The organism is Pseudoalteromonas sp. '520P1 No. 423', from assembly GCF_001269985.1.
Taxonomy (GTDB): domain Bacteria; phylum Pseudomonadota; class Gammaproteobacteria; order Enterobacterales; family Alteromonadaceae; genus Pseudoalteromonas.
The window spans coordinates 168005-188400 of sequence record NZ_BBZB01000001.1 but is presented as its reverse complement, the minus strand read 5'-3'; the positions used below and the strand labels follow the sequence as shown (position 1 = coordinate 188400).

Annotated in this window: 24 protein-coding genes; 9 read left to right on the top strand and 15 right to left on the bottom strand. The window is 36.6% G+C overall.

Annotated elements, in window-relative coordinates:
- The first annotated feature begins 15 nt into the window (after positions 1 to 15).
- Entirely contained in the window at positions 16 to 1368 is a 1353-nt protein-coding gene (gene pmbA, locus PSA_RS00860; RefSeq protein ID WP_042146837.1) for a metalloprotease PmbA, read from the top strand.
- Positions 1369 to 1482: 114 nt separating this feature from the next.
- Here pmbA and mgtE read toward each other — a convergent pair whose 3' ends face one another.
- The 12 genes from mgtE to PSA_RS00800 form a co-directional block, all read right to left on the bottom strand.
- The gene (gene mgtE, locus PSA_RS00855; protein ID WP_042146835.1) at positions 1483 to 2841 is read right to left on the bottom strand and encodes a magnesium transporter; all 1359 of its coding nucleotides are present in this window, start codon (positions 2839 to 2841) and stop codon (positions 1483 to 1485) included.
- 12 nt (positions 2842 to 2853) lie between these two features.
- On the bottom strand, positions 2854 to 3126 hold the full coding sequence (locus PSA_RS00850) for an HPr family phosphocarrier protein (RefSeq protein ID WP_042146834.1): 273 nt from the start codon (positions 3124 to 3126) through the stop codon (positions 2854 to 2856).
- On the bottom strand, positions 3126 to 3980 hold the full coding sequence (gene rapZ / locus PSA_RS00845; protein ID WP_042146832.1) for an RNase adapter RapZ: 855 nt from the start codon (positions 3978 to 3980) through the stop codon (positions 3126 to 3128). The genes PSA_RS00850 and rapZ overlap by 1 nt, the downstream gene beginning before the upstream one ends.
- Before the next feature lie 70 nt (positions 3981 to 4050).
- Positions 4051 to 4494 (bottom strand): PTS IIA-like nitrogen regulatory protein PtsN, encoded by a 444-nt coding sequence (gene ptsN, locus PSA_RS00840; protein WP_042146830.1) that lies wholly within the window; start codon positions 4492 to 4494, stop codon positions 4051 to 4053.
- Positions 4495 to 4496: 2 nt separating this feature from the next.
- Positions 4497 to 4784: a ribosome hibernation promoting factor gene (gene hpf / locus PSA_RS00835; protein ID WP_042146828.1), complete on the bottom strand. Its 288-nt coding sequence runs from the start codon at positions 4782 to 4784 to the stop codon at positions 4497 to 4499.
- Positions 4785 to 4810: 26 nt separating this feature from the next.
- Positions 4811 to 6292, bottom strand: coding sequence for an RNA polymerase factor sigma-54 (locus tag PSA_RS00830; protein ID WP_042146826.1), 1482 nt, complete (start codon positions 6290 to 6292; stop codon positions 4811 to 4813).
- Positions 6293 to 6381: 89 nt separating this feature from the next.
- Positions 6382 to 7107, bottom strand: coding sequence for an LPS export ABC transporter ATP-binding protein (gene lptB / locus PSA_RS00825; RefSeq protein ID WP_042146824.1), 726 nt, complete (start codon positions 7105 to 7107; stop codon positions 6382 to 6384).
- Positions 7107 to 7643, bottom strand: a complete 537-nt coding sequence (gene lptA / locus PSA_RS00820) for a lipopolysaccharide transport periplasmic protein LptA (protein ID WP_042146822.1) — start codon at positions 7641 to 7643, stop codon at positions 7107 to 7109. The genes lptB and lptA overlap by 1 nt, the downstream gene beginning before the upstream one ends.
- On the bottom strand, positions 7633 to 8211 hold the full coding sequence (gene lptC / locus PSA_RS00815; RefSeq protein WP_042146820.1) for an LPS export ABC transporter periplasmic protein LptC: 579 nt from the start codon (positions 8209 to 8211) through the stop codon (positions 7633 to 7635). The genes lptA and lptC overlap by 11 nt, the downstream gene beginning before the upstream one ends.
- Entirely contained in the window at positions 8208 to 8786 is a 579-nt protein-coding gene (gene kdsC / locus PSA_RS00810) for a 3-deoxy-manno-octulosonate-8-phosphatase KdsC (RefSeq protein WP_042146818.1), read from the bottom strand. The genes lptC and kdsC overlap by 4 nt, the downstream gene beginning before the upstream one ends.
- Positions 8786 to 9757 carry a KpsF/GutQ family sugar-phosphate isomerase gene (locus PSA_RS00805; protein WP_052380049.1) on the bottom strand — a complete coding sequence of 324 codons (972 nt, stop codon included), beginning with the start codon at positions 9755 to 9757 and terminating at the stop codon, positions 8786 to 8788. Before PSA_RS00805 ends, kdsC begins: the two co-directional genes overlap by 1 nt.
- A 42-nt stretch (positions 9758 to 9799) precedes the next feature.
- On the bottom strand, positions 9800 to 10783 hold the full coding sequence (locus PSA_RS00800; protein WP_371257758.1) for a calcium/sodium antiporter: 984 nt from the start codon (positions 10781 to 10783) through the stop codon (positions 9800 to 9802).
- A gap of 228 nt (positions 10784 to 11011) precedes the next feature.
- On the opposite strand from PSA_RS00800, the gene PSA_RS00795 reads away from it, so the two are divergent.
- Genes PSA_RS00795 through murA form a run of 7 tightly spaced genes read left to right on the top strand, consistent with a single transcriptional unit; the run spans position 11012 to position 15661 of the window.
- Entirely contained in the window at positions 11012 to 11830 is an 819-nt protein-coding gene (locus PSA_RS00795; RefSeq protein ID WP_082305592.1) for an ATP-binding cassette domain-containing protein, read from the top strand.
- Positions 11827 to 12606 (top strand): lipid asymmetry maintenance ABC transporter permease subunit MlaE, encoded by a 780-nt coding sequence (gene mlaE, locus PSA_RS00790; protein ID WP_042146814.1) that lies wholly within the window; start codon positions 11827 to 11829, stop codon positions 12604 to 12606. Before PSA_RS00795 ends, mlaE begins: the two co-directional genes overlap by 4 nt.
- Positions 12607 to 12643: 37 nt before the next feature.
- Positions 12644 to 13156: an outer membrane lipid asymmetry maintenance protein MlaD gene (mlaD, locus tag PSA_RS00785; RefSeq protein ID WP_042146813.1), complete on the top strand. Its 513-nt coding sequence runs from the start codon at positions 12644 to 12646 to the stop codon at positions 13154 to 13156.
- Between the two features lie 2 nt (positions 13157 to 13158).
- Positions 13159 to 13830: a phospholipid-binding protein MlaC gene (locus PSA_RS00780; protein ID WP_042146811.1), complete on the top strand. Its 672-nt coding sequence runs from the start codon at positions 13159 to 13161 to the stop codon at positions 13828 to 13830.
- A 5-nt stretch (positions 13831 to 13835) separates the two neighbouring features.
- Positions 13836 to 14129, top strand: coding sequence for a lipid asymmetry maintenance protein MlaB (locus PSA_RS00775; protein WP_042146809.1), 294 nt, complete (start codon positions 13836 to 13838; stop codon positions 14127 to 14129).
- Positions 14130 to 14136: 7 nt separating this feature from the next.
- Complete coding sequence (locus tag PSA_RS00770) at positions 14137 to 14394, top strand: BolA family protein (RefSeq protein WP_042146867.1); 258 nt, start codon at positions 14137 to 14139, stop codon at positions 14392 to 14394.
- A gap of 10 nt (positions 14395 to 14404) precedes the next feature.
- Entirely contained in the window at positions 14405 to 15661 is a 1257-nt protein-coding gene (gene murA, locus PSA_RS00765) for a UDP-N-acetylglucosamine 1-carboxyvinyltransferase (RefSeq protein ID WP_042146808.1), read from the top strand.
- 85 nt (positions 15662 to 15746) lie between these two features.
- Here the strand turns inward: murA and PSA_RS00760 are convergent, their stop codons facing one another.
- The 3 genes from PSA_RS00760 to PSA_RS00750 form a co-directional block, all read right to left on the bottom strand.
- Positions 15747 to 16841 carry a trypsin-like peptidase domain-containing protein gene (locus PSA_RS00760; RefSeq protein ID WP_042146805.1) on the bottom strand — a complete coding sequence of 365 codons (1095 nt, stop codon included), beginning with the start codon at positions 16839 to 16841 and terminating at the stop codon, positions 15747 to 15749.
- 117 nt (positions 16842 to 16958) lie between these two features.
- Entirely contained in the window at positions 16959 to 18317 is a 1359-nt protein-coding gene (locus PSA_RS00755; RefSeq protein WP_042146804.1) for a DegQ family serine endoprotease, read from the bottom strand.
- A gap of 146 nt (positions 18318 to 18463) precedes the next feature.
- Complete coding sequence (locus tag PSA_RS00750; RefSeq protein ID WP_042146802.1) at positions 18464 to 18916, bottom strand: YhcB family protein; 453 nt, start codon at positions 18914 to 18916, stop codon at positions 18464 to 18466.
- 128 nt (positions 18917 to 19044) lie between these two features.
- On the opposite strand from PSA_RS00750, the gene zapE reads away from it, so the two are divergent.
- A complete protein-coding gene (gene zapE / locus PSA_RS00745) occupies positions 19045 to 20136 on the top strand; it encodes a cell division protein ZapE (protein ID WP_042146800.1) in 1092 nt (363 codons plus the stop codon).
- Positions 20137 to 20396 lie beyond the last annotated feature (260 nt).

Here is a 20396-nt window from a genome sequence, read left to right as displayed (position 1 = left end):
TATTTGGTTGGTTTCATGAGCGAACAACACAAGTCAGACCCTATTTACAAACAAATATCAGAAGTTGAAGCGGCAGTTGCACAAGCATTAGATAAAGCAAAAAAATTAGGAGCGACATCAGCTGAGGCTGCTATGAGTAGCACGTCTGGCTTGTCTGTAACAACGCGTTTAGGTGAAGTTGAAAGAATAGAGTTTAATCAAGATGGTGCTTTAGGGATCAGCGTATATGTTGGTAATAAAAAAGGCTCAGCCTCAACTGCTGACTTAAGTTCTAAAGCATTAGATTTAGTTGTGAAAAAAGCAATTGAAATTGCAAAATATACATCAGAAGACCCTTTTAACGGTTTAGCTGACAAAGAATTATTAGAGTTTTCTCCAGTTGATTTAGATTTATATCACCCTTGGCAAGTATCACCTGAACAAGGCATTGAGTTTTGTAAGCAAGCTGAAGAAGCCGCATTAAATTCAGATCCGCGCATTGTTAATTCAGACGGAGCTAGTTTTGCGAGTCATCAGGGATTGAGAGTTTATGGTAATAGCCATGGTTTGATTGCTGGTTTTCCGCGTACACGCCATAGCTTAAGCTGTATGGTGATAGGTGAAGAAGCTCAGCAAATGGAACGCGATAGCGCCTATACTACTGCTCGCATAGGCAATCAGCTAAAAGCAGCAAATGAAATTGGTTTAGAGGCTGCTACTGAAACACTTGCCAAGTTAAATAGTCGAAAATTAAAAACAGGAAAAATGCCTGTTGTTTTTAGAGCTGATATAGCGAGCTCTTTATTTGGTCATTTAGTTTCAGCCATTGGTGGCGGTGCTTTATATCGCAAATCAAGCTTTTTACTCGACAGTTTAGGTAAGCCAATATTTAGCGAACTTGTTAATGTAGAAGAGAAACCACATATTTTCCAAGGCATGGCTTCCTCACCTTTCGATAGTGAAGGTGTTAAAACCCGAGATCGTATTATATTAAACAATGGCGAGTTACAAACATACCTGTTAGCAACTTATGCCGCGCGTAAACTAGATATGACCGCAACAGGCCATGCTGGTGGCATACACAACTGGTTAGTTCAAAGCACTGATGGTGATTTAGAACAATTACTTAAAATGATGGGCACAGGTTTGTTTGTTACTGAATTAATGGGCCAAGGTGTTAATGTGATCACCGGTGATTATTCTCGTGGTGCAGCAGGGTTTTGGGTTGAAAATGGCATTATTCAATATCCTGTAAGTGAAATAACCATAGCTGGTAATTTAAAAGATATATTTAAAGGCATAGCTGCAATCGGCTCTGATATTGATTATCGAGGTAGTGTGCAAACGGGCTCTATATTAGTTGAAGAGATGCAAGTTTCAGGTGAATAAGTTTTAGTACGTTTACTGATATGTTTAACTTGAGATTGAAAAGGCAAGAGATTAACTTGCCTTTTTTGTTTTTGAAAAAACTTGGTTACTAAGTGGTTATTCAAGCATTTATTTTTAGATTAAAAACCAAGTTGCGGTACCTAGGAAAGCAAAAATACCGACAATATCTGTCACTGTTGTTAAAATAACACCGCCAGCTAAAGCTGGGTCAATATTCATTCTCTTAAGCATTAAAGGTATAAAAGCCCCAGCTAAACCTGCAGAAAGTAAGTTCATAAACATTGCAAAGGCGATGACTAATCCTAAGTTAAAATCCCATTGCCAGAGCGCAACAACAGAGGCGATTAACATAGCCCAAATTATGCCATTGAGTGCGCCAATCGCTAATTCTTTATGAATAAGGGATTTTTGATTGGCGTTATTAATATGTCCTACTGCCATGCCGCGAATAACAAGCGTTAGAGTCTGACTGCCAGCGACACCACCCATTGATGGCACTATGCCATTTAGTACGGCTAAAATCGGTAATATACTGAGCGTTGATTCAAAAAAACTTGCTACAAACGCAGCGCTAAGTGCTGTGATTAAGTTAACACCTAGCCATATTGAGCGCCGTTGGGTACTTTGAACTACAGGTGCAAAGGTATCTGCTTCATCATCAAGGCCTGCCATACTTAACATGCTGTGTTCAGCATCTTCACGAATAACATCAACAATGTCATCGATAGTGATACGGCCTAATAAATGTTTGTTGTCATCTAAAACAGGCGCTGAAATCCAGTCATGTCGTTCAAACAACTGCGCCACTTCAGACTCATCCATAGTAACGGGAATTGATTCATATTCGTCGTCCATAATGGAGCGAACAGTTAAACCAGGATTACTTGTTAGTAAAGAGGCTAGTGATACGCCACCTAAAAATTGATTGTTTTTATCAACGACATACAATTCATCTGTGGCGTCAGGTAATTCACCTTTTAAACGTAAATACCTCAACACAACATCAATCGTTACATCTGGACGGATTGTAACAGTATCAGTATTCATTAAAGCGCCAGCTGATTCTTCAGGATAAGAAAGTGCTAATGTCGCTCTCTCTTGATCTTGACTATCCATAGAGCCTATTACTTCTTGATAGACTGCGTCTGGAAGACTACGTAATACTTCTGCTAAATCATCAACATCCATATCAGCTGTTGCAGCAGCAATCAGCGTAGGCTCCATTTGAGCGATAATACCGCTACGAACGTCTTCTGATAATTCTTCTAGGATTTCACCTTGTACATCAGGATCTACTAGTTGCCAAAGAACTGCACGGCCTTTATAGGGAGAGGACTCTATTAATAGTGCTATATCACAGTCAGCCATATGAGCAAGCATACGTCTAACATGCACAAACATACCGCTACTAAGGGCTTTATTAACCTCTAGAAGTTGTTTTTGTGTGTAATCTTGCTCTAACGCTTCAGGCATCTGGTCTTATTGTTATTCTTGTTCGTGGAATTTATCAGCAATTAATTCACCAATTGTTTTTAGTGCTATTTTTGCATCAGGCCCGCTACACGTCACGGTTACTTTTTTTCCTTTAGCACCTTCTAACAGCATCAAAGCTAAAACACTATCAGCTTGCGCTTCTTTATTCCCTTGTTGCAATATTACCTTAGCATCAAAAGAAGTCGCAAGTTGCGCTAATACTGATGCGGCTCTTGCATGAAGCCCTAAGCGGTTTTCTATTAAGAAAATGTCTTGATATTGCATTATTTACCGTGAGTATCTTGTTCGCGATGGCGAACTTTTACATTTTTATGGCTTTTAGAAAAGCTATCACATAGTGATTGCGCTAAATAGACTGATCTATGTTTTCCACCCGTACAACCAATTGCAATTGTAAGGTAGCTGCGGTTATTTCTTTCTAAATGCGGCAACCAAGTTTGTAAAAAGGTTTGAATTTGCCAATTAAACTTTTGCACTATGCTATGGCTGGCTAAATAATCTTTGACAGGTTGATCTAACCCCGTTAAAGGCTTTAATTCAGGTTCCCAGTGTGGGTTAGGTAAAAATCTCGCATCAAAAACATAATCTGCATTTTTTGGCATACCATATTTAAAGCCAAAAGATTCAAAAGTAATGATTAATTGCTTGTCTTTTTTGCCTAATACTTTTTCTCGAATGGATTCCGCTAGCTGGTGAACGCTTAAATCCGTTGTATCAATAATAAAATCAGCATTGGTTACTAAAATATCTAATAGTTCTTTTTCTTGTTTAATTGCCAGATCTAACGGCTGATTATTCATAGATAATGGGTGTAAACGACGGGTTTCTGAAAATCGCTTTATTAAAGTTGTATCATCACTATCTAAGTAGAATAGGCTAGGTTTAACAAATTCAGGTAAATAACCAAGAATTTCATTAAACTCCTTTTGCTCAGCGGGTAAATTTCTAACATCAATACTGACAGCTATTTTATCGTAATTATCAGATACACTTCTTACAAGCGAAGGCAGTAGGTTAACTGGAATATTATCTACGGCATAATAACCTAAATCTTCTAATACGCGTAAAGCGACTGATTTTCCGGATCCTGAACGACCGCTTATAATGATAAGTTGCACTGAATTTTCCTTATGCGTCTTCAACTTTGACTAAAACTAATCATAAAAACTCATAATTAGTTTATTTTTATTAAAGTGTCATTATCTCATATAAAGATTGATCTGATTGAGCATGACGTAATTTTTTACAAAACTGTTTATCTTTGAGTTTATCAGCAATTGCAGCTAACGTCTTTAAGTGAGCCTGACATTGTGCATCAGGAACTAATAAAGTAATAAATATATCAACAGGGCGATCGTCTATTGCATCAAATGCAATGGGTTCTGCATTTACGACTAAAATAGCCACGGTTTTATCTATATTGGATAATCGGCCGTGTGGAATAGCGATACCTTTTCCGATACCTGTGCTTCCAAGCTTTTCTCGCTTTAATAAAGAATTAAGGATCTCTTGTTCAGTTAGCTCGGGTAGCTTTTGCTGTGCTATCTGGCTTATATATTCCAGCATTCGTTTTTTGCTATGAAAAAGGACTGCAGCTTTAGTGCAGTCCTTTGATAAAAATGAATTAATCATATTTAACGTCTAGATAATTTTTCTTTATGTTTAATAACTTGTCGATCTAATTTATCAATCAAGCCATCAATAGCAGCATACATATCAGCATGCTCAGAAGTTGCAAAAAGTTCGCCTCCATTAACATGAAGTGTTGCTTCTGCTTTTTGAGATAGCTTTTCGATATCTAAGATAACATGCACATTGTTAATATGATCAAAATGCCTTTCAAGCTTAGCGAATTTGTTTGTTACATAGTCTCTTAGTGGATCTGTGATATTTACATGACGACCTGTTAAATTTAATTGCATAAGCGTACTTCCTTCTATTATACATCTCAGATTAAACATTTTCTCTGATTTGACGATGGAATGGACAGTGATTCTCGATATTTTGCTATCGTTCTTCTGGCCACCTTGATGCCTTGATCTGCTAAAATATCCGCTATTTTACTATCACTTAATGGTTTGGCTTGATTTTCTGCGGCAATTAGCTTTTTGATAAGTGCTCGAATAGCTGTAGATGAACACTCACCTCCATTTTCTGTACTTACGTGGCTAGAGAAAAAATATTTCAGTTCATATATACCACGTGGTGTATGCATATATTTCTGTGTGGTTACACGTGAAATAGTTGATTCATGCATTTCTACCATTTCAGCAACGTCGTTAAGCACCATAGGCTTCATTGCTTCATCACCATGTTCAAAGAATGCCTGTTGTTGCATTACAATGCAATTGGCAACTTTTAATAGTGTTTCGTTTCTACTTTCTATACTTTTAATAAACCATTTAGCCTCTTGTAAATGAGAGCGAATAAACTGACTGTCCGCATTACAAGAGCCTGCCATAGAGGCATAGTGATTATTGACTCTTATTTTTGGCATGGTATCTGAATTTAAATCAACTACCCAACGACCCTTTATTTTTTTTACTGTCACATCGGGGATCACATATTCAGTTTGTTCTTTTACGATACTTGATGCAGGTTTCGGGTTTAGGCTATGGATCAAATCCATCACTTGTTTTAATTCAGGTTCTTTGAGCTTAGTTTTTTTCATTAAGCTGCGATAATCTCTCGCACCTAATAATTCAACGTATTCTCTTAAAATATGTTTGGTTTCATCAAGCCAAGGAGTTGTTTTATCGTATTGATTAAGCTGAATTAATAAACACTCTGATAGGCTTCGAGCTGCAATGCCAATAGGATCAAAGACCTGAATGCGTTTAAGTACTGCTTCAACTTCATCTAATTCAACTTCATCTTCTTCAGAACCTAAACTATCTAAAATGTCTTGTGAAGAAACGGTTAAGTAACCTGATTCATCTACAGCTTCTACGATTGCAGTGGCAATAGCTTCATCTGTAGGGCTAAATGGGGTGAGGCGTAATTGCCACATTAAATAATCTTGCAATGATTCGGATGTACTGCCTTGATATGCTAAATCATCATCTGGGGCAGGTCCTGCCGATGCTACGGGGGCGGCACTGACATATTCATCCCAACTTACATCCATTGCAAGTTCGTCTGTTAGGGTTTCTTTAGTTAAGGCTTCAGAGCTTTCCATTTCTACTTGAGCCGTAGGGATTATCTCTTCTGCATCAGAAGCTTTTTCTGCTGTTTCATTTTCAGAAGCTGGCGTTTTTTCTTCAGCATTAAAATCTTGCTCATCAAGTTCTAAGAGCGGGTTGCTTTCGAGTGCTTCTTGTATCTCTAACTGCAGATCTAACGTGCTAAGTTGCAATAGGCGGATAGCCTGTTGCAACTGTGGAGTCATTGTTAGTTGTTGTCCAAGACGAAGCTGTAGTGATTGCCTCATTAAGTTTTAACAATCCTTATAATGTCTAAATTAAATACACTCTTTTTTACTTAATTTTGAGTATAGCCCATATTTCTTTTTATATTTTTTTATAATCTAAATTGTTCACCAAGATAAACGTCTCTTACAGTCTGATCAGCTAAAACGGCTTCAGGTGTACCAGATGCGATAAGTTCGCCATGGGAAACAATGTAAGCTTTTTCACACACATCTAAGGTTTCACGCACATTATGGTCTGTAATTAACACGCCTATACCTCTATTTTTAAGATGTTGTATAATTTTTTTAATATCCAATACTGAAATTGGATCAACACCTGCAAATGGCTCATCTAATAGAATAAATTTAGGTTCAGCTGCTAAAGCTCGGGCAATTTCAACTCGACGTCTTTCGCCCCCTGATAATGCCATACCTTGGCTATCACGAATATGGCAAATATTAAATTCATCCAATAAATTATTAAGCGCATCTTCTCTTTGTTGCTTATTCAGGTGTTTGCGAGTTTCTAATATGGCCATGATATTTTGATAAACAGTCAGCTTTCTGAAAATAGATGACTCTTGCGGTAGGTAGCCAATGCCCATACGAGCACGATTATGCATAGGCTGTAAAGTGATATCTTCATCATCAATTTTAATAGTGCCTTTATCACTTGGCACTAGGCCAACTATCATATAGAAGGAAGTGGTTTTACCTGCACCATTAGGCCCTAATAATCCAACGATTGTGCCAGCTTTGACTTCTAAACTCACATTTTTTACGACTTGCCTGCCGTTGTAACTTTTTGCCAGTTGCGCTGCTTGTAATAAGCTCATTAATTATTACCCGATTGTTTAGTTTCTTCTTTTTTAACTGGCGTTAAAACAGTGTGTACTCTTTGGTCTGAGTCTTTATCTTTGTATGCGGTAATAAGTTCTTGAAGGTGATCGTAGATAATTGTTTTAGCACTCATTGATTGACCGCTTTGGTTTATTTTTGCATCACCTTTAAAAGTGAGGGTACCAGATTCAACGTCATAACGAATATTTTTTGCACTTGCTGTTACAGGGCTGCCGTCTTTAAGTTTACCGATAAAAGTAGCTGGGTTACCTGTTGCTATCAATATTTGTTTTTCTTTTCCTAATTCGCTTCTTCTATGTACTTCTAATAAGTCAGCTTTGATGTTTTTATCTGTATGTTTGATATCCACATTATTTTTAAATATTACAATATTTCTTTTTAAATCAGCCTGCTGTGTATCGGCAGAGATAGATACCTTGCCGATAAGCTCTTTTGCTTGCACATTAAAGTGAGTAACTAAAGCCAATGTAGCAATGATAAATCTTTTTTTATAAATTGTTTTATTGGTCATAATTTTCTTTATCGTAGTAAATAGTTTGAGTATGGTTGATTAATTCAAGCGTTTCTTTATTTAGATCTGCATTGAGACCTTTACCTGTAATTAACAAGTTTGGACCTGTCATCGTGGTTAACTGATCTGAATGCATGGTTGAGTCTTGAATATAAATCTCTATTTGTTCGGTAGTAATTTTTTGTACCATCGCGATTGGGTTCAGATTTTTAGCCACAACGCTTTGCTCTAAAATTAATTTTTTATTATTATTATTCTCATATAATGTCGCTTCAGCGGCACTGATTGCCCATACATCATTTTCAGAAAATAAAGTAAAAGTGGGCTCAGTAAAGTGTGTAAAACCAAGCTCTTGATAGAGTTCCATTTTTTTAGCTGTTACTTTATGGCTAACATGCCCTTGTTTGTCAAAAACTGTTTGTTTTAAAGTGTCAGCGGTGTAATCGGGAAGTACTTCTATTTCAGGTGTGGAAACAGCGGTTTCTTTGCTGGTGGTCAGGTAGGGATACCATAACCACAGCATGATGCTGAAAAATATAGCACTGAGGAGCAGCCTAGCTAGGTTCATGCACTTGTGCCTTCACATAATAAAACTTTATTTTGTGACAACATTAATAAGTCAGTTAGCTCTCTTACAGCGCCAAAGCCACCCGGTAACATGGTTTTATAATGTGAGATATGGCTTATAAGTGGATGTGCATCATTAACCGCAACTGCAAATCCAACTTCCTGCATGACAGGTAAGTCAGGTGCGTCATCGCCGATATAGGCTATTTCACTGTCAGTTAGCGATAAATCATCTTTGAGTTGTTGATATGATATTAGCTTATTTTCTTGACCTTGATAAATATGTTTTACATTTAGGTTAGACATTCTATTTTGTACAATATTTGATTGTCTACCGGTGATCACGGCAACTTCAATTCCGGCATTAATTAACGCCTTAATACCAAAGCCATCTTTAGTATTAAATGCCTTTAATTCTTCACCTTGATTACCTAAGTAAATACGGCCATCAGAAAATACGCCATCAATATCACAAATAAGTAATTTTATTTTACTGGCTAGTTGCACTGTTTCTTCAGAAACTTCTTGGTATAGCTCTGCAAATGTTAGCGCTTCAATTGGTTTTTTTTCAGACATTAAAATACACCTGCTTTCAATAAATCTTGCATGTTTAGTGCGCCAATAGGTTGTTGTGATTCATTTACCACTAATAGACCATTTATACGTTTGTTTTCCATTATATTTAAAGCTTGAGCTGCTAGCATGTCTGGGTTAACAGTCGTGCATTGTGTTGTCATAACGTCACTGATTTTAGTATTATGGATATCAATCTTTTGCTCTAGAATACGCCGTAAGTCACCATCAGTAAAAATACCTTGAAGTTGGTTTTTGCTATTGACGATTGCAGTCATGCCAAGTCCTTTTTCAGACATCTCTATCAGCGCATCTTTTATAATATCATCACATTTTACAATCGGAATGTGAATGCCACTGTGCATAATATCTTTTAAAGTTAGTAATAAGCGTTTACCTAAACTACCGCCCGGATGAGATAATGCAAAATCATCTGCTGTAAAACCTCTGGCTTCAAGTAAGGCGACAGCAAAGGCATCACCCATCACTAAGGTTGCTGTCGTACTTGCTGTTGGCGCAAGACCTAGAGGGCATGCTTCTTGTTCAACTTTAATGCAAACATGCACATCGGATAGTTTAGCTAATGAAGAGTCAATATTGCCGGACATACTTACCATTTTAGCGCCAATGCGTTTTAGTACAGGAATAATATTAATAACTTCACTGGTTTCACCAGAGTTAGAAATTAATATAACTACATCTTGTGAAGTGATCATGCCTAAATCACCGTGGCTTGCTTCTCCTGGGTGAACAAAAAATGAAGGCGTGCCTGTGCTTGCAAGTGTAGCTGCAATTTTATTACCTATATGGCCTGACTTTCCCATGCCAATAACGATAATACGGCCTGTACAGTCAAACATAAGCTGACAAGCGTTCTGAAAGTTTTGATCAATATATTGATCTAGTTGCTTAATAGCTTGTTTTTCTATCACTAAAACTTGCTTTCCACGAGTTATAAAATCTTGCAACGACATGTAATTCCTCTGATTTTACTTTAAATGATATTTTTAAAGCAATTAAGCTACTTGTGAAAAAATATAATATTGATAAGCGAAAAATCCGCATAATAAAGTAGCACCTTCTATTCTATTAATGCGGCGGGTTCCCTTTAAATTCAAGCTCATTGCAATTAAAACAACCGTAGCACCTAGCATCACCATCATATCTCTAGAAGCCGCGCCTGGGTCTATATCAGATGGATTAATCATACCCGCAAGTGGCAATACTGCTAACAAATTGAAAATATTAGAGCCTATGATATTACCTAGCGCTAAGTCATCTTCTCCTTTTAAAACCCCAGCAATACAGGCTGCCAATTCAGGTAAGCTAGTGCCAATAGCGATAATGGTTAAACCTATCACTAAATCACTCATGCCAAAGTGTTGCGCAATTTCAACTGCTGAACCAATTAAAAAATGCGAGCTTACAGGTAATAATATTAATCCAAAGACTAACCAAAAGATTGCAGATTTATTGCTCACGTTACTTGGCACATCACCACATGCTTCAGCAACAAAAGGGTCTGCTTCTTCGCTTTTTTGATTTTTTGCTATGTAAATAAGGCCAAGAATAAAAATGATAAAACCGACTAATAAAGCTGTGCCTTCAGGAGCTGAAAAATAATTATCACTAATCACATACCATGCACCGAGTGAAATAAGCATTAATATTGGCATTTCACGCTTTAATGTGGAGGAAGTTACTAATAATGGCTTAATTAATGCGGTTACACCTAAAACCAGTAAAATGTTAGTAATATTTGAGCCTATGGCATTACCAACTGCTGTATTTGTTTTGTCGGCTAAAGCAGCTGAAGCCGATACCATCATCTCAGGTGCAGAAGATCCCATTGCGACTATGGTTAAACCAACAATAAGAGTTGGTACGCCAAGGTTTCTTGCAATAGCTGCTGCGCCATACACAAATCTGTCTGCGCTCCAAACTAAGGCTGCGAATGCAATAAGTAAAATGATACTTGGTAAAATGATAGGAGTTAACATGGTAAGTTAATTTTAAGCCAATATTTGAAGGATAATAACCCTAAATTCTAGCAAGAACTGCACTAAATGTATAATGGCAATATTGTTCGCATGTAAAGTTATTTTGGCTAATAATCATACTTCCACACAACTCAATTGCTTTTTCTTACAAAATTTTACTTTTATTTTGTCCCAAAATGTTAAAAAAAGCTTAAAATACCCTCCAGCAAAAATGTATTGGAGAGCGACTTGTCGCAAAACATAGTTGAAATCAAGGATGTGACCTTTACAAGGGGTGAGCGTGTTATCTATAAAAACATGTCCTTTAGTGTGCCTAAAGGTAAGATCACAGCCATAATGGGGCCAAGCGGTATAGGTAAAACAACTATGCTTAGGCTTATTGGTGGCCAGCTTAAACCTGAGTCAGGTGATATTTTATTTGAGCAAAATAGTATTCCTAAAATGTCGCGTAAGACTTTATATCAAGCTCGAAAAAAAATGAGTATGTTATTTCAAAGCGGTGCATTATTTACGGATATGTCTGTTTTTGACAATGTTGCATTTCCTATAAGAGAGCATACAACATTAAATGAAGAGCTGATCCGCATAATTGTATTACTGAAGTTAGAACTGGTTGGTTTACGTGGCGCAAAAGATTTAATGCCTTCAGAGTTATCTGGTGGTATGGCAAGACGTGCTGCTTTAGCGCGTTCGATTGCATTAGACCCAGATCTTATTATGTACGATGAACCTTTTGCCGGACAAGATCCTATTTCGATGGGTGTATTGGTAAAATTAATAAAGTCTTTAAACAATGTACTCAATATAAGTTCATTAATTGTCACCCATGATGTAACAGAGGTAATGAGCATTGCAGATCATGTCATTATTATTGCTGATAAGGGCGTAATAGGAGAAGGTTCGCCAGAAGATATGCTAAAACATGAATCACCTTTGGTACAACAATTTCTACAAGGGTTATCTGATGGCCCTGTACCATTTCATTTTGAAGCAAAAGATTATGCAAAAGATTTGTTGTTAGAACAAAGCGAAGGAGAGCTACAATGATTGCTTTTTGGCAAAGGTGGGGGAAATCAACTATTGAGCGTTTTTCTTCTATAGGTAGAGCCACAAGTTTATTGTTAGGCGCCTTATTTAGTCTCCCTAACTTTAAAAAAGGCACGCCATTATTAATTAAGCAACTTTACTCTGTTGGTTTTTTATCTCTTATTATAATTATCGTATCTGGTTTATTTATCGGTATGGTATTGGCTTTACAGGGCTATACTGTTTTACAAGGGTATGGTGCGGAAGGCAGTTTAGGGCCATTAGTTGCGCTTAGTTTATTAAGAGAATTAGGCCCAGTAGTGACCGCTTTATTGTTCGCAGGCCGCGCAGGTAGTGCGCTAACGGCTGAAATAGGTTTAATGAAAGCGACTGAGCAACTGAGTAGTTTAGAAATGATGGCGGTAGATCCTTTAAAAAGAATCATAGCGCCACGCTTTTGGGCGGGTATGATCAGTATGCCGTTATTAGCGTTAATCTTTTCTGCTGTAGGCATATTAGGTGCTCATTTGGTTGGCGTAAATTGGCTTGGAGTTGATACCGGAAGCTTTTGGTCAATCATGCAAGCGGAAGTGTCTTTTGAGAAAGATATTTTAAACGGAATTATTAAAACAGTTGTTTTTGCTTTTCTAATTACATGGATTGCTTTGTACCGAGGGTATGACTGTATCCCAACGTCAGAAGGTATTAGTAATGCAACAACAAAAACGGTTGTGCAGTCTTCATTAGCGGTTTTAGGGTTTGATTTTGTATTAACAGCAGTAATGTTCAGCAGTTAATAATTGATAAAAATTTAGTTTTACAAGGTAAAAAGTAATGGTTTCAAGGAAAATAGAAATTTTAGTAGGTTTTTTTGTTTCATTAGGTGTTTTAGCGTTGGTTATGTTGGCATTAAATGTTGCTAATGCTGGTATAGGTTCAACTGGCGAAACTTACACATTAAATGCGAAGTTTGAAAATATCGGTTCTTTAAAAGTGCGTTCACCAATTAAAGTTGGTGGTGTTGTAATCGGAAGAGTTACAAGTATCACACTGGATAAAAGTGACTACTTACCAGTTGTTGCTATGGAAATATCTACAGATTACAGCAATTTTTCTGAGACAACAGCGGTCAATATATTAACTTCTGGTATTTTAGGTGAGCAATATTTAGGCTTGAATCCAGGTGTATTAATCAGTGAATCAGATGCAGATGATGAATTAAATGATTTATTTGGGCAAGAAGAATTAAAGATATTGGTTGATGGTGATTTTATTACAGATACTAAATCAGCATTAGTTTTAGAAGAATTAATTGGTCAGTTTTTATTTAATCAGGGTAGCGAATAACCATGCTAAACAAAATTACAGTTTTAATTTTATCAATAATCATAATTTTATTTTCTAATATCGCAGCGGCGGAGCAAGTATCACTTGAAAATCCATATGTAGCGATTAAAGAGATTGCGGGTAATACATTTGATCGCTTAGCTAAAGATCAGAGTGTTATAAATGATGATCCAAACCATTTAAAGGTCGTCGTTGAAGAAGAGTTATTACCTTATATTGACTATAAATACGCAGCACTAAAAGTACTTGGTAGCTACATCAGTAAAGTTAAAAATATTGAAGATAAAGTAGAAAGGAAAAAAGAATATGCAAAAATTAAACGTTTTATTGGTGTATTTAAAGGTTATTTAGTAACAACTTATGCAGGTGTTTTTACACAATACACTGATCAAGTTGTTAAATTTGACCCTGCTCAAAAGTTAGATAAAAAAACTAAAGTAAAAGTCGGCACACGCATTGTTGAGGAAGGTAAACCTGATATTCGTATTTCATTTAAAATGAAAAAGAGTAAAAAAGGTCAATGGCGTGCATACGATATGGTTGCTGAAGGTATTAGTTTATTAGATGCTAAACAAAGTGAATTGCACGGTATCATACGTAAAGAAGGCATAGATCATGTGATCACTTTACTTGAAAACAAAAGTAAGCTTCCGGTTCAAGCTAAAGGTAAATAATTTCAATGACCAAACTTAATTTAATACATGAATCAAACGGTCATTTTAATTTATCTGGTGAAATGAGCCGTGAAACAGTGATGGCGCATTCTAATATAAAAAAAATAGCCTCAAAAGGTGATGATTGTATTAATTTTGACCTTTCAGAAGTATTAAGGGTTGACACTGCTGGCTTAGCTTGGTTAATTCACATATTATCTGAATTACGGCAGCAAGGCATTCGCCTTGAATTAAACAATATACCTGAGCAGCTGCAAAAATTAATGCAATTAGGTCAGGTAAGTCACTTATTTGAGTAAAGAGCTAATGGAACCGAATCAAGTAGAAACAATATTAAAAGAAAGCTTATCACTTACAGATATACGTGTGACAGCAAATGGTAACCATTTTGAAGTGATTGCAGTAGGTGATTGTTTTGATGGCGTGAGCAGAGTTAAAAAACAGCAACTTGTATATGCGCCATTAAAAGACTCTATTGCGGATGGCACTATCCATGCTGTGTCAATTCGTGCTTTTACCCCTGTAGAATGGGAAAGAGAGCGCAAATTCATTCTTCCTCAATAAGGAGAGTGAAATGGAACAATTTATAATACAAGGTGGTAGCACGCTTGCTGGCGAAGTTACCATTTCAGGCGCAAAAAACGCGGCGCTGCCAATATTGTTTGCATCATTACTTGCTAATAGCACAAGTACTTTCTTAAATGTGCCTAGATTACGTGATATTGAAACAACCGAAGCTTTATTAAGTTGTTTAGGTGCAAAAATAGAATGGCAAGATGATAGCTTGCTTATTAATGGCGGCACGGTTGATCAAACTTTAGCACCTTACGATTTAGTTAAAAAAATGCGTGCTTCAGTTTTGGCATTAGGACCATTATTAGCGCGTTTTAGTGAGGCGCAAGTCTCACTTCCTGGTGGCTGTGCTATTGGAGCACGACCTGTTGACTTACATATCAATGGCCTAGTTAAAATGGGTGCAGATATTGAAGTTGAAAACGGCTACATAAACGCAAAAGTATCAGGGCGTTTAAAAGGTGCCAATATCTTTATGGATATGGTGAGTGTTGGCGCAACAGAAAACCTGATGATGGCAGCATCATTAGCTGATGGTATTACTGTACTTGAAAATGCAGCCAGAGAACCTGAAATTATTGACTTAGCTAAATACTTAATTGGTATGGGTGCAAAAATTATAGGAGCTGGTACGGATCGCATTGAAATTGAAGGTGTAGAACAACTTCAAGGCTGTGAACATAAAATATTACCTGATCGCATTGAGACTGGTACATTTTTAGTTGCCGCAGCAATGAGTGGTGGTGAAGTTTTATGTAAAAATACCGACCAGAGCTTAGACCCTGTTATTGAAAAGTTACGTGCAGCAAATGCACTGGTTGAAGTAACAGATGACACTATTTACTTAGATATGCGTAATCGTGAATTAAAAGCCGTCAATATAAAAACCATGCCACATCCTGGTTTTCCAACTGATATGCAGGCACAGTTTACAGCGCTTAATGTTGTAGCTAATGGTAGTGCGACGATTACAGAAACGATTTTCGAAAATCGTTTTATGCATGTACCTGAACTACAGCGTATGGGTGCAAATATTCGTCTCGAAGGTAATACAGCCATTTGTGGTGAAACTCAGCAATTAACTGGCGCACAGGTTATGGCAACTGATTTGCGTGCTTCGGCAAGCTTAATTCTTACGGGTATAATAGCTAAAGGCGAAACAATTGTAGATCGCATTTATCATGTAGATCGTGGCTATCAAAAGATTGAAGATAAACTCAGTGCTTTAGGTGCAAATATTAAAAGACGAAATGCTTAAACTTCTTTAAGACTCGAACTCCACCTAAAATAAAAAAACGCGTTATAAGACGCGTTTTTTATGTCAACAGTATTAATGAACTGCGCTATAACACAGGTTCTAATTCCATTACGGTCACTGCTATTGTATGCTTTTTCGAATTACGTATTAACTCAAAGTCCATTACAGTACCTGGTTTGGTATTACCTATTAGTTCTAATGTTTGTTGTATGTTTATAACGGACTGGTCATCAATTTTAATGATGATATCTTGATTTTGCAAACCAGCTTGCCAAGCGGGTCCTAGTGGGTCTAAGTTATTAATTCGCATACCTGAAACCTTACTAAACTGATCTCTAATAGCTTCCCCTGAGCTATCGACAGCAGTTGCTGCAAATCCTAAGTAGCCTCTTACCACTTGGCCATACTTAATGAGTTTCTTCATGACATCTTTTGCAATTGAATAAGGTACTGCAAAGAAAATCCCCTGAATATCGATATTACGTTTTGCTCTAAATTGGGCTGAATTAATACCAACTAAAATACCATTGGAATTAACGAGTGCACCGCCTGAGTTACCTACATTTATAGCTGCATCCATTTGTAATAAATTGGTATGTGAGCTTTGAGATATATTTTGCTTTCCTGTCGCACTAATAATGCCTTGAGTAATGGTTTGGCCTAAATTTAGCGGATTACCAATTGCTAAAACGACATCACCTACTTGTGGTAAAAAACTATCTTCAGTTGGTACAACAGGTAATTGTTTAGCATCTATTTTTAACAATGCTAAATCCGTAACAGTATCAAAGCCAACTAATTGCGCTTCATTAAATTGACGTCCATCAGCTAAAATAACAATAACTTGGTCAGCATTATTAATAACATGATAGTTAGTTAATATATACCCATCTTCAGACATGATAACACCAGATCCCAACTCTTGAGCAGCTCTTTGGCTTGCGTAGCGAGGTTGGCTGCTAAAGCTCTCAGAATAGATAGTCACAACTGCCGGTGCTGATTTTTGTACTGCATCTGCGAATGTTAAATGGGATTGTGTAATCGTGTTTGATTGTTCTGAGAATAAAATGTTAGCGGGCCAAAACGCAGGCCTTAGTGATGGCTTCATTAATAAAACTAAGAAAGCGATTCCTAGTCCAATTAAGATAGGTGAGAGTAAAAATTTTAAGGATTTAAGCACAAGGAAATAAACTACTAAATACGAATATCACTATGATGGCATAAATGACTGAAAATGACACAAAAAAAGAAACAATACAGAATATTGTTTCTTTTTAAATTTTATTTGTATTAAATATTATTGAATTAATAAGAAAATAGATTCATGGCCACGTTTTATACCTAATACAATATTGCCATTCACATCTTTAAGTGAATCGGTTAATTCTCGTAAATTAGATACGCGTTTTCTGTTTACTTGCATAATGACATCACCCGCTTCAAAACCAACACGTGCTGCAGGCGATCTTTCGTCAACTTCTGTTACGACGATACCTTTAGTGTCATCTTTCGTTTTACCAACTTCAAGCGCGCTACCACGTAACATAGGGTGAAGTTTGTCAGATTCAACTTTTGCTAATTGCGCACCACGTAAAGTGACTTTAACAGTTTTATTTTTACCATCCCGAATAAGTTGTAGCTTTACTTTTTTACCTTCGCCTAAGGTAGATATTTTACTGCGGAGTTCTTGAAACCCTTGAATATCATTACCATTTACACCAACAATAACATCGCCTGTTTTAATGCCTGCTTCTGATGCTGCTGAATCCTCACTCACACTCATTACAATCGCACCTTGCTTAACATCAAGTTGTTGTGCTTTTGCAATGCCAGCATTAAGCGTTCTGCCTGAAATGCCTAAAGTGCCACGTTTAACTTCACCATGCTCTACTATTTGATCTACTAGGTTTTTCATCATATTTGATGGGATAGCAAAGCCTATGCCGACATTGCCACCAGAGGCGCCTAAGATTGCCGTATTAATACCGATTAGTTCACCACGTAAATTAACTAAAGCACCACCAGAGTTACCTTGGTTAATAGCTGCATCAGTTTGAATAAAGTCTTCATAGCCTTCAATATTTAGACCGCTTCGGCCCATAGCACTTACAATGCCTGACGTAACCGTATGGCTTAAACCAAATGGATTACCAATGGCAACGGTAAAGTCACCTACACGAAGTTTATCTGAGTTAGCTAATTTCACTTCAACTAAGTTATCGGAATCAATTTTTAATAGTGCTATATCTGATTCTTTATCTGTGCCAACAAGTTCTGCTTGGTATTCACGACCATCATGCATTTTTATAATGATTTTTTCGGCATCTTGGATCACATGGTTGTTTGTGACAACAAAACCTTCATCAGCATCTATGATAACGCCAGAACCCAAACCACTAAAAGGTTGTTTTTGACTGCGTTGTTGGCGTGGATTACCAAAGAAAAATTCTCTAGGGTCGACTTTGCGGCGCACTTCTTTGGCACCAGTCACATTAATACTTACAACACCTGGGGTTATTTTTTCTAGCATAGGTGCAAGTGTCGGAAGTTGCTCCCCATTAACAGCTACGGGTAATTTTGCTTGGCTAATACTAGGGTTAAGTAAAAGGCTTGAAGAAAGAATAATAGCACTTAATAAAGTTAATTTTGTTTTCATAGTCTAAATGTACTCCTGTTTAATACTTCATCAGAGATATTAAATTGTTGGTTTAATATCCCTAAACTTACCTATTAAAGACTATGGGGTTAAAAAAAAGTTCATCAAGTTAAAATTATTAAACTTATCTAAATGTAAGAAAATATTTAAGAAACCGCTTCTTTGGTTGGTTTTGTCTCTTTCTTACCAGAAAAAATGCCTGAGTGCTCTTGTGCATAATCAGCAGGCTGCGCATCCGTAATATTAGCATGTGCTTTAGGCTCTGCAAGTTGATCAAGTGAAGCTTGTAATTGCTCTGTCGTTTCTTTTGAAAAGAAAGGCATCGTTTCTTTAGTATTATCGACTAATAATAGTTTGTTGGTCTGTTGGACATGTGTTGCAAGCTGCTCGTAGTTATCTTTCATTTTATCAACTAATTTATCTGTACTTGCTAAATGATCAGCGACATCTTGCTTATATTGTTCTAATTCATTTTTTGCTTTTTCTACTTCTTTCTCAAGCTCGTCGTTTTCATATTGACGTTTAGTAAAAACAGTACCAACAAAAAAACTAGCGATAGCGGTGATTACCATAAAAGAAAGCCAAGTGATTGTTGTCATAAAATACCCCTGTAATTGAACGAAAATAAAAATAAGTCATTAACTATAAATATACGCTTACTTGGTCATCGTGTTAATATAAAAAACACATTTAGTGTTATTTATTAATCCAGTTTAAGTATATTTATATGACTCCTTGGCAAAAATATCAATTAGACCTTGAAAGTGACGATTTTCATTACGATGCAGCGCAAGAAAATGCAGTAAAACATTTACAGCGTTTATATGATGATTTACAAAATGTGCAGGAAGTTAAAAGTGGTTTTTTGTCACGTATATTTAAGGCTAAACCTGCAAAAAATAATATTAAAGGTATATATTTTTGGGGGGGCGTTGGTCGAGGTAAAACTTATTTAGTTGATACCTTTTTTGATGCACTGCCAGGTGAGCGCAAAATGCGTATTCACTTTCATAGGTTTATGCATCGTGTTCATGATGAATTAAAAAAATTAAATGATGTTGCTAACCCGCTTGAAAAAGTAGCGGATAGTTTTAAGGCGCAAGTCGATATTATTTGTTTTGATGAGTTTTTTGTTTCTGATATTACCGATGCGATGCTGCTTGGTGGTTTGATGCAGGAATTATTTAAACGCGATATTATTCTAGTGGCTACTTCAAATATCGTTCCGGATGACTTGTATAAATACGGGTTACAAAGAGCGCGGTTTGTGCCTGCGATTAAGTTAGTAAATGAAAATACAATTGTTGTAAATGTAGATTCAGGCATTGATTATAGATTACGTACCCTTGAGCAAGCTGAGATTTTTCATAGCCCCTTAGATGAACAAGCTGATAAAAACTTGTATGAATATTTCGAAAAGTTATCTCCTGAGCTTGGGCATAAAGATCAGCAAATTGAGATTGAAGGGCGCTTGCTTAATACGCGGATGGAAGCTGACAGTATCGTAATGTTCGATTTTACACAGTTATGTGAAACTGCACGAAGCCAATTAGATTACATGGAAATAAGCCGAATTTATCACACTGTACTATTATCAAATGTAAAAGTGATGGGTAGACAAAATGATGATGCTGCAAGAAGATTTATTGCTTTAGTAGACGAATTTTATGAACGTAACGTGACTTTAATTATCTCTGCTGAAGCCGAACTAACGCAATTATACGATACGGGCACATTAGATTTTGAATTTAAGCGCTGCATTAGTCGCTTACAAGAAATGCAATCCTTAGAATACTTATCAAGAGAGCATTTAGTTTAATTATAAGTTAATTACCATTTCTCAATACATGCAGCAGTTAGAATAATTAGTTTAATAAAACTGTTGCATTTATCATCAATTTCACTATAATACGCAAACTTTCAGAATCATTAATACTAACTTGGTTAGTATTGAACTGGAAGCAATAGGTACTGATTTGGATATCAAGTCGTACTAAACAAGAACTCCGATTTGGAGTTCATCGGTAAGAGCATAAACGCAACTGACACTAGTTTTTTAGGTGTATCAGTGCGTACTAT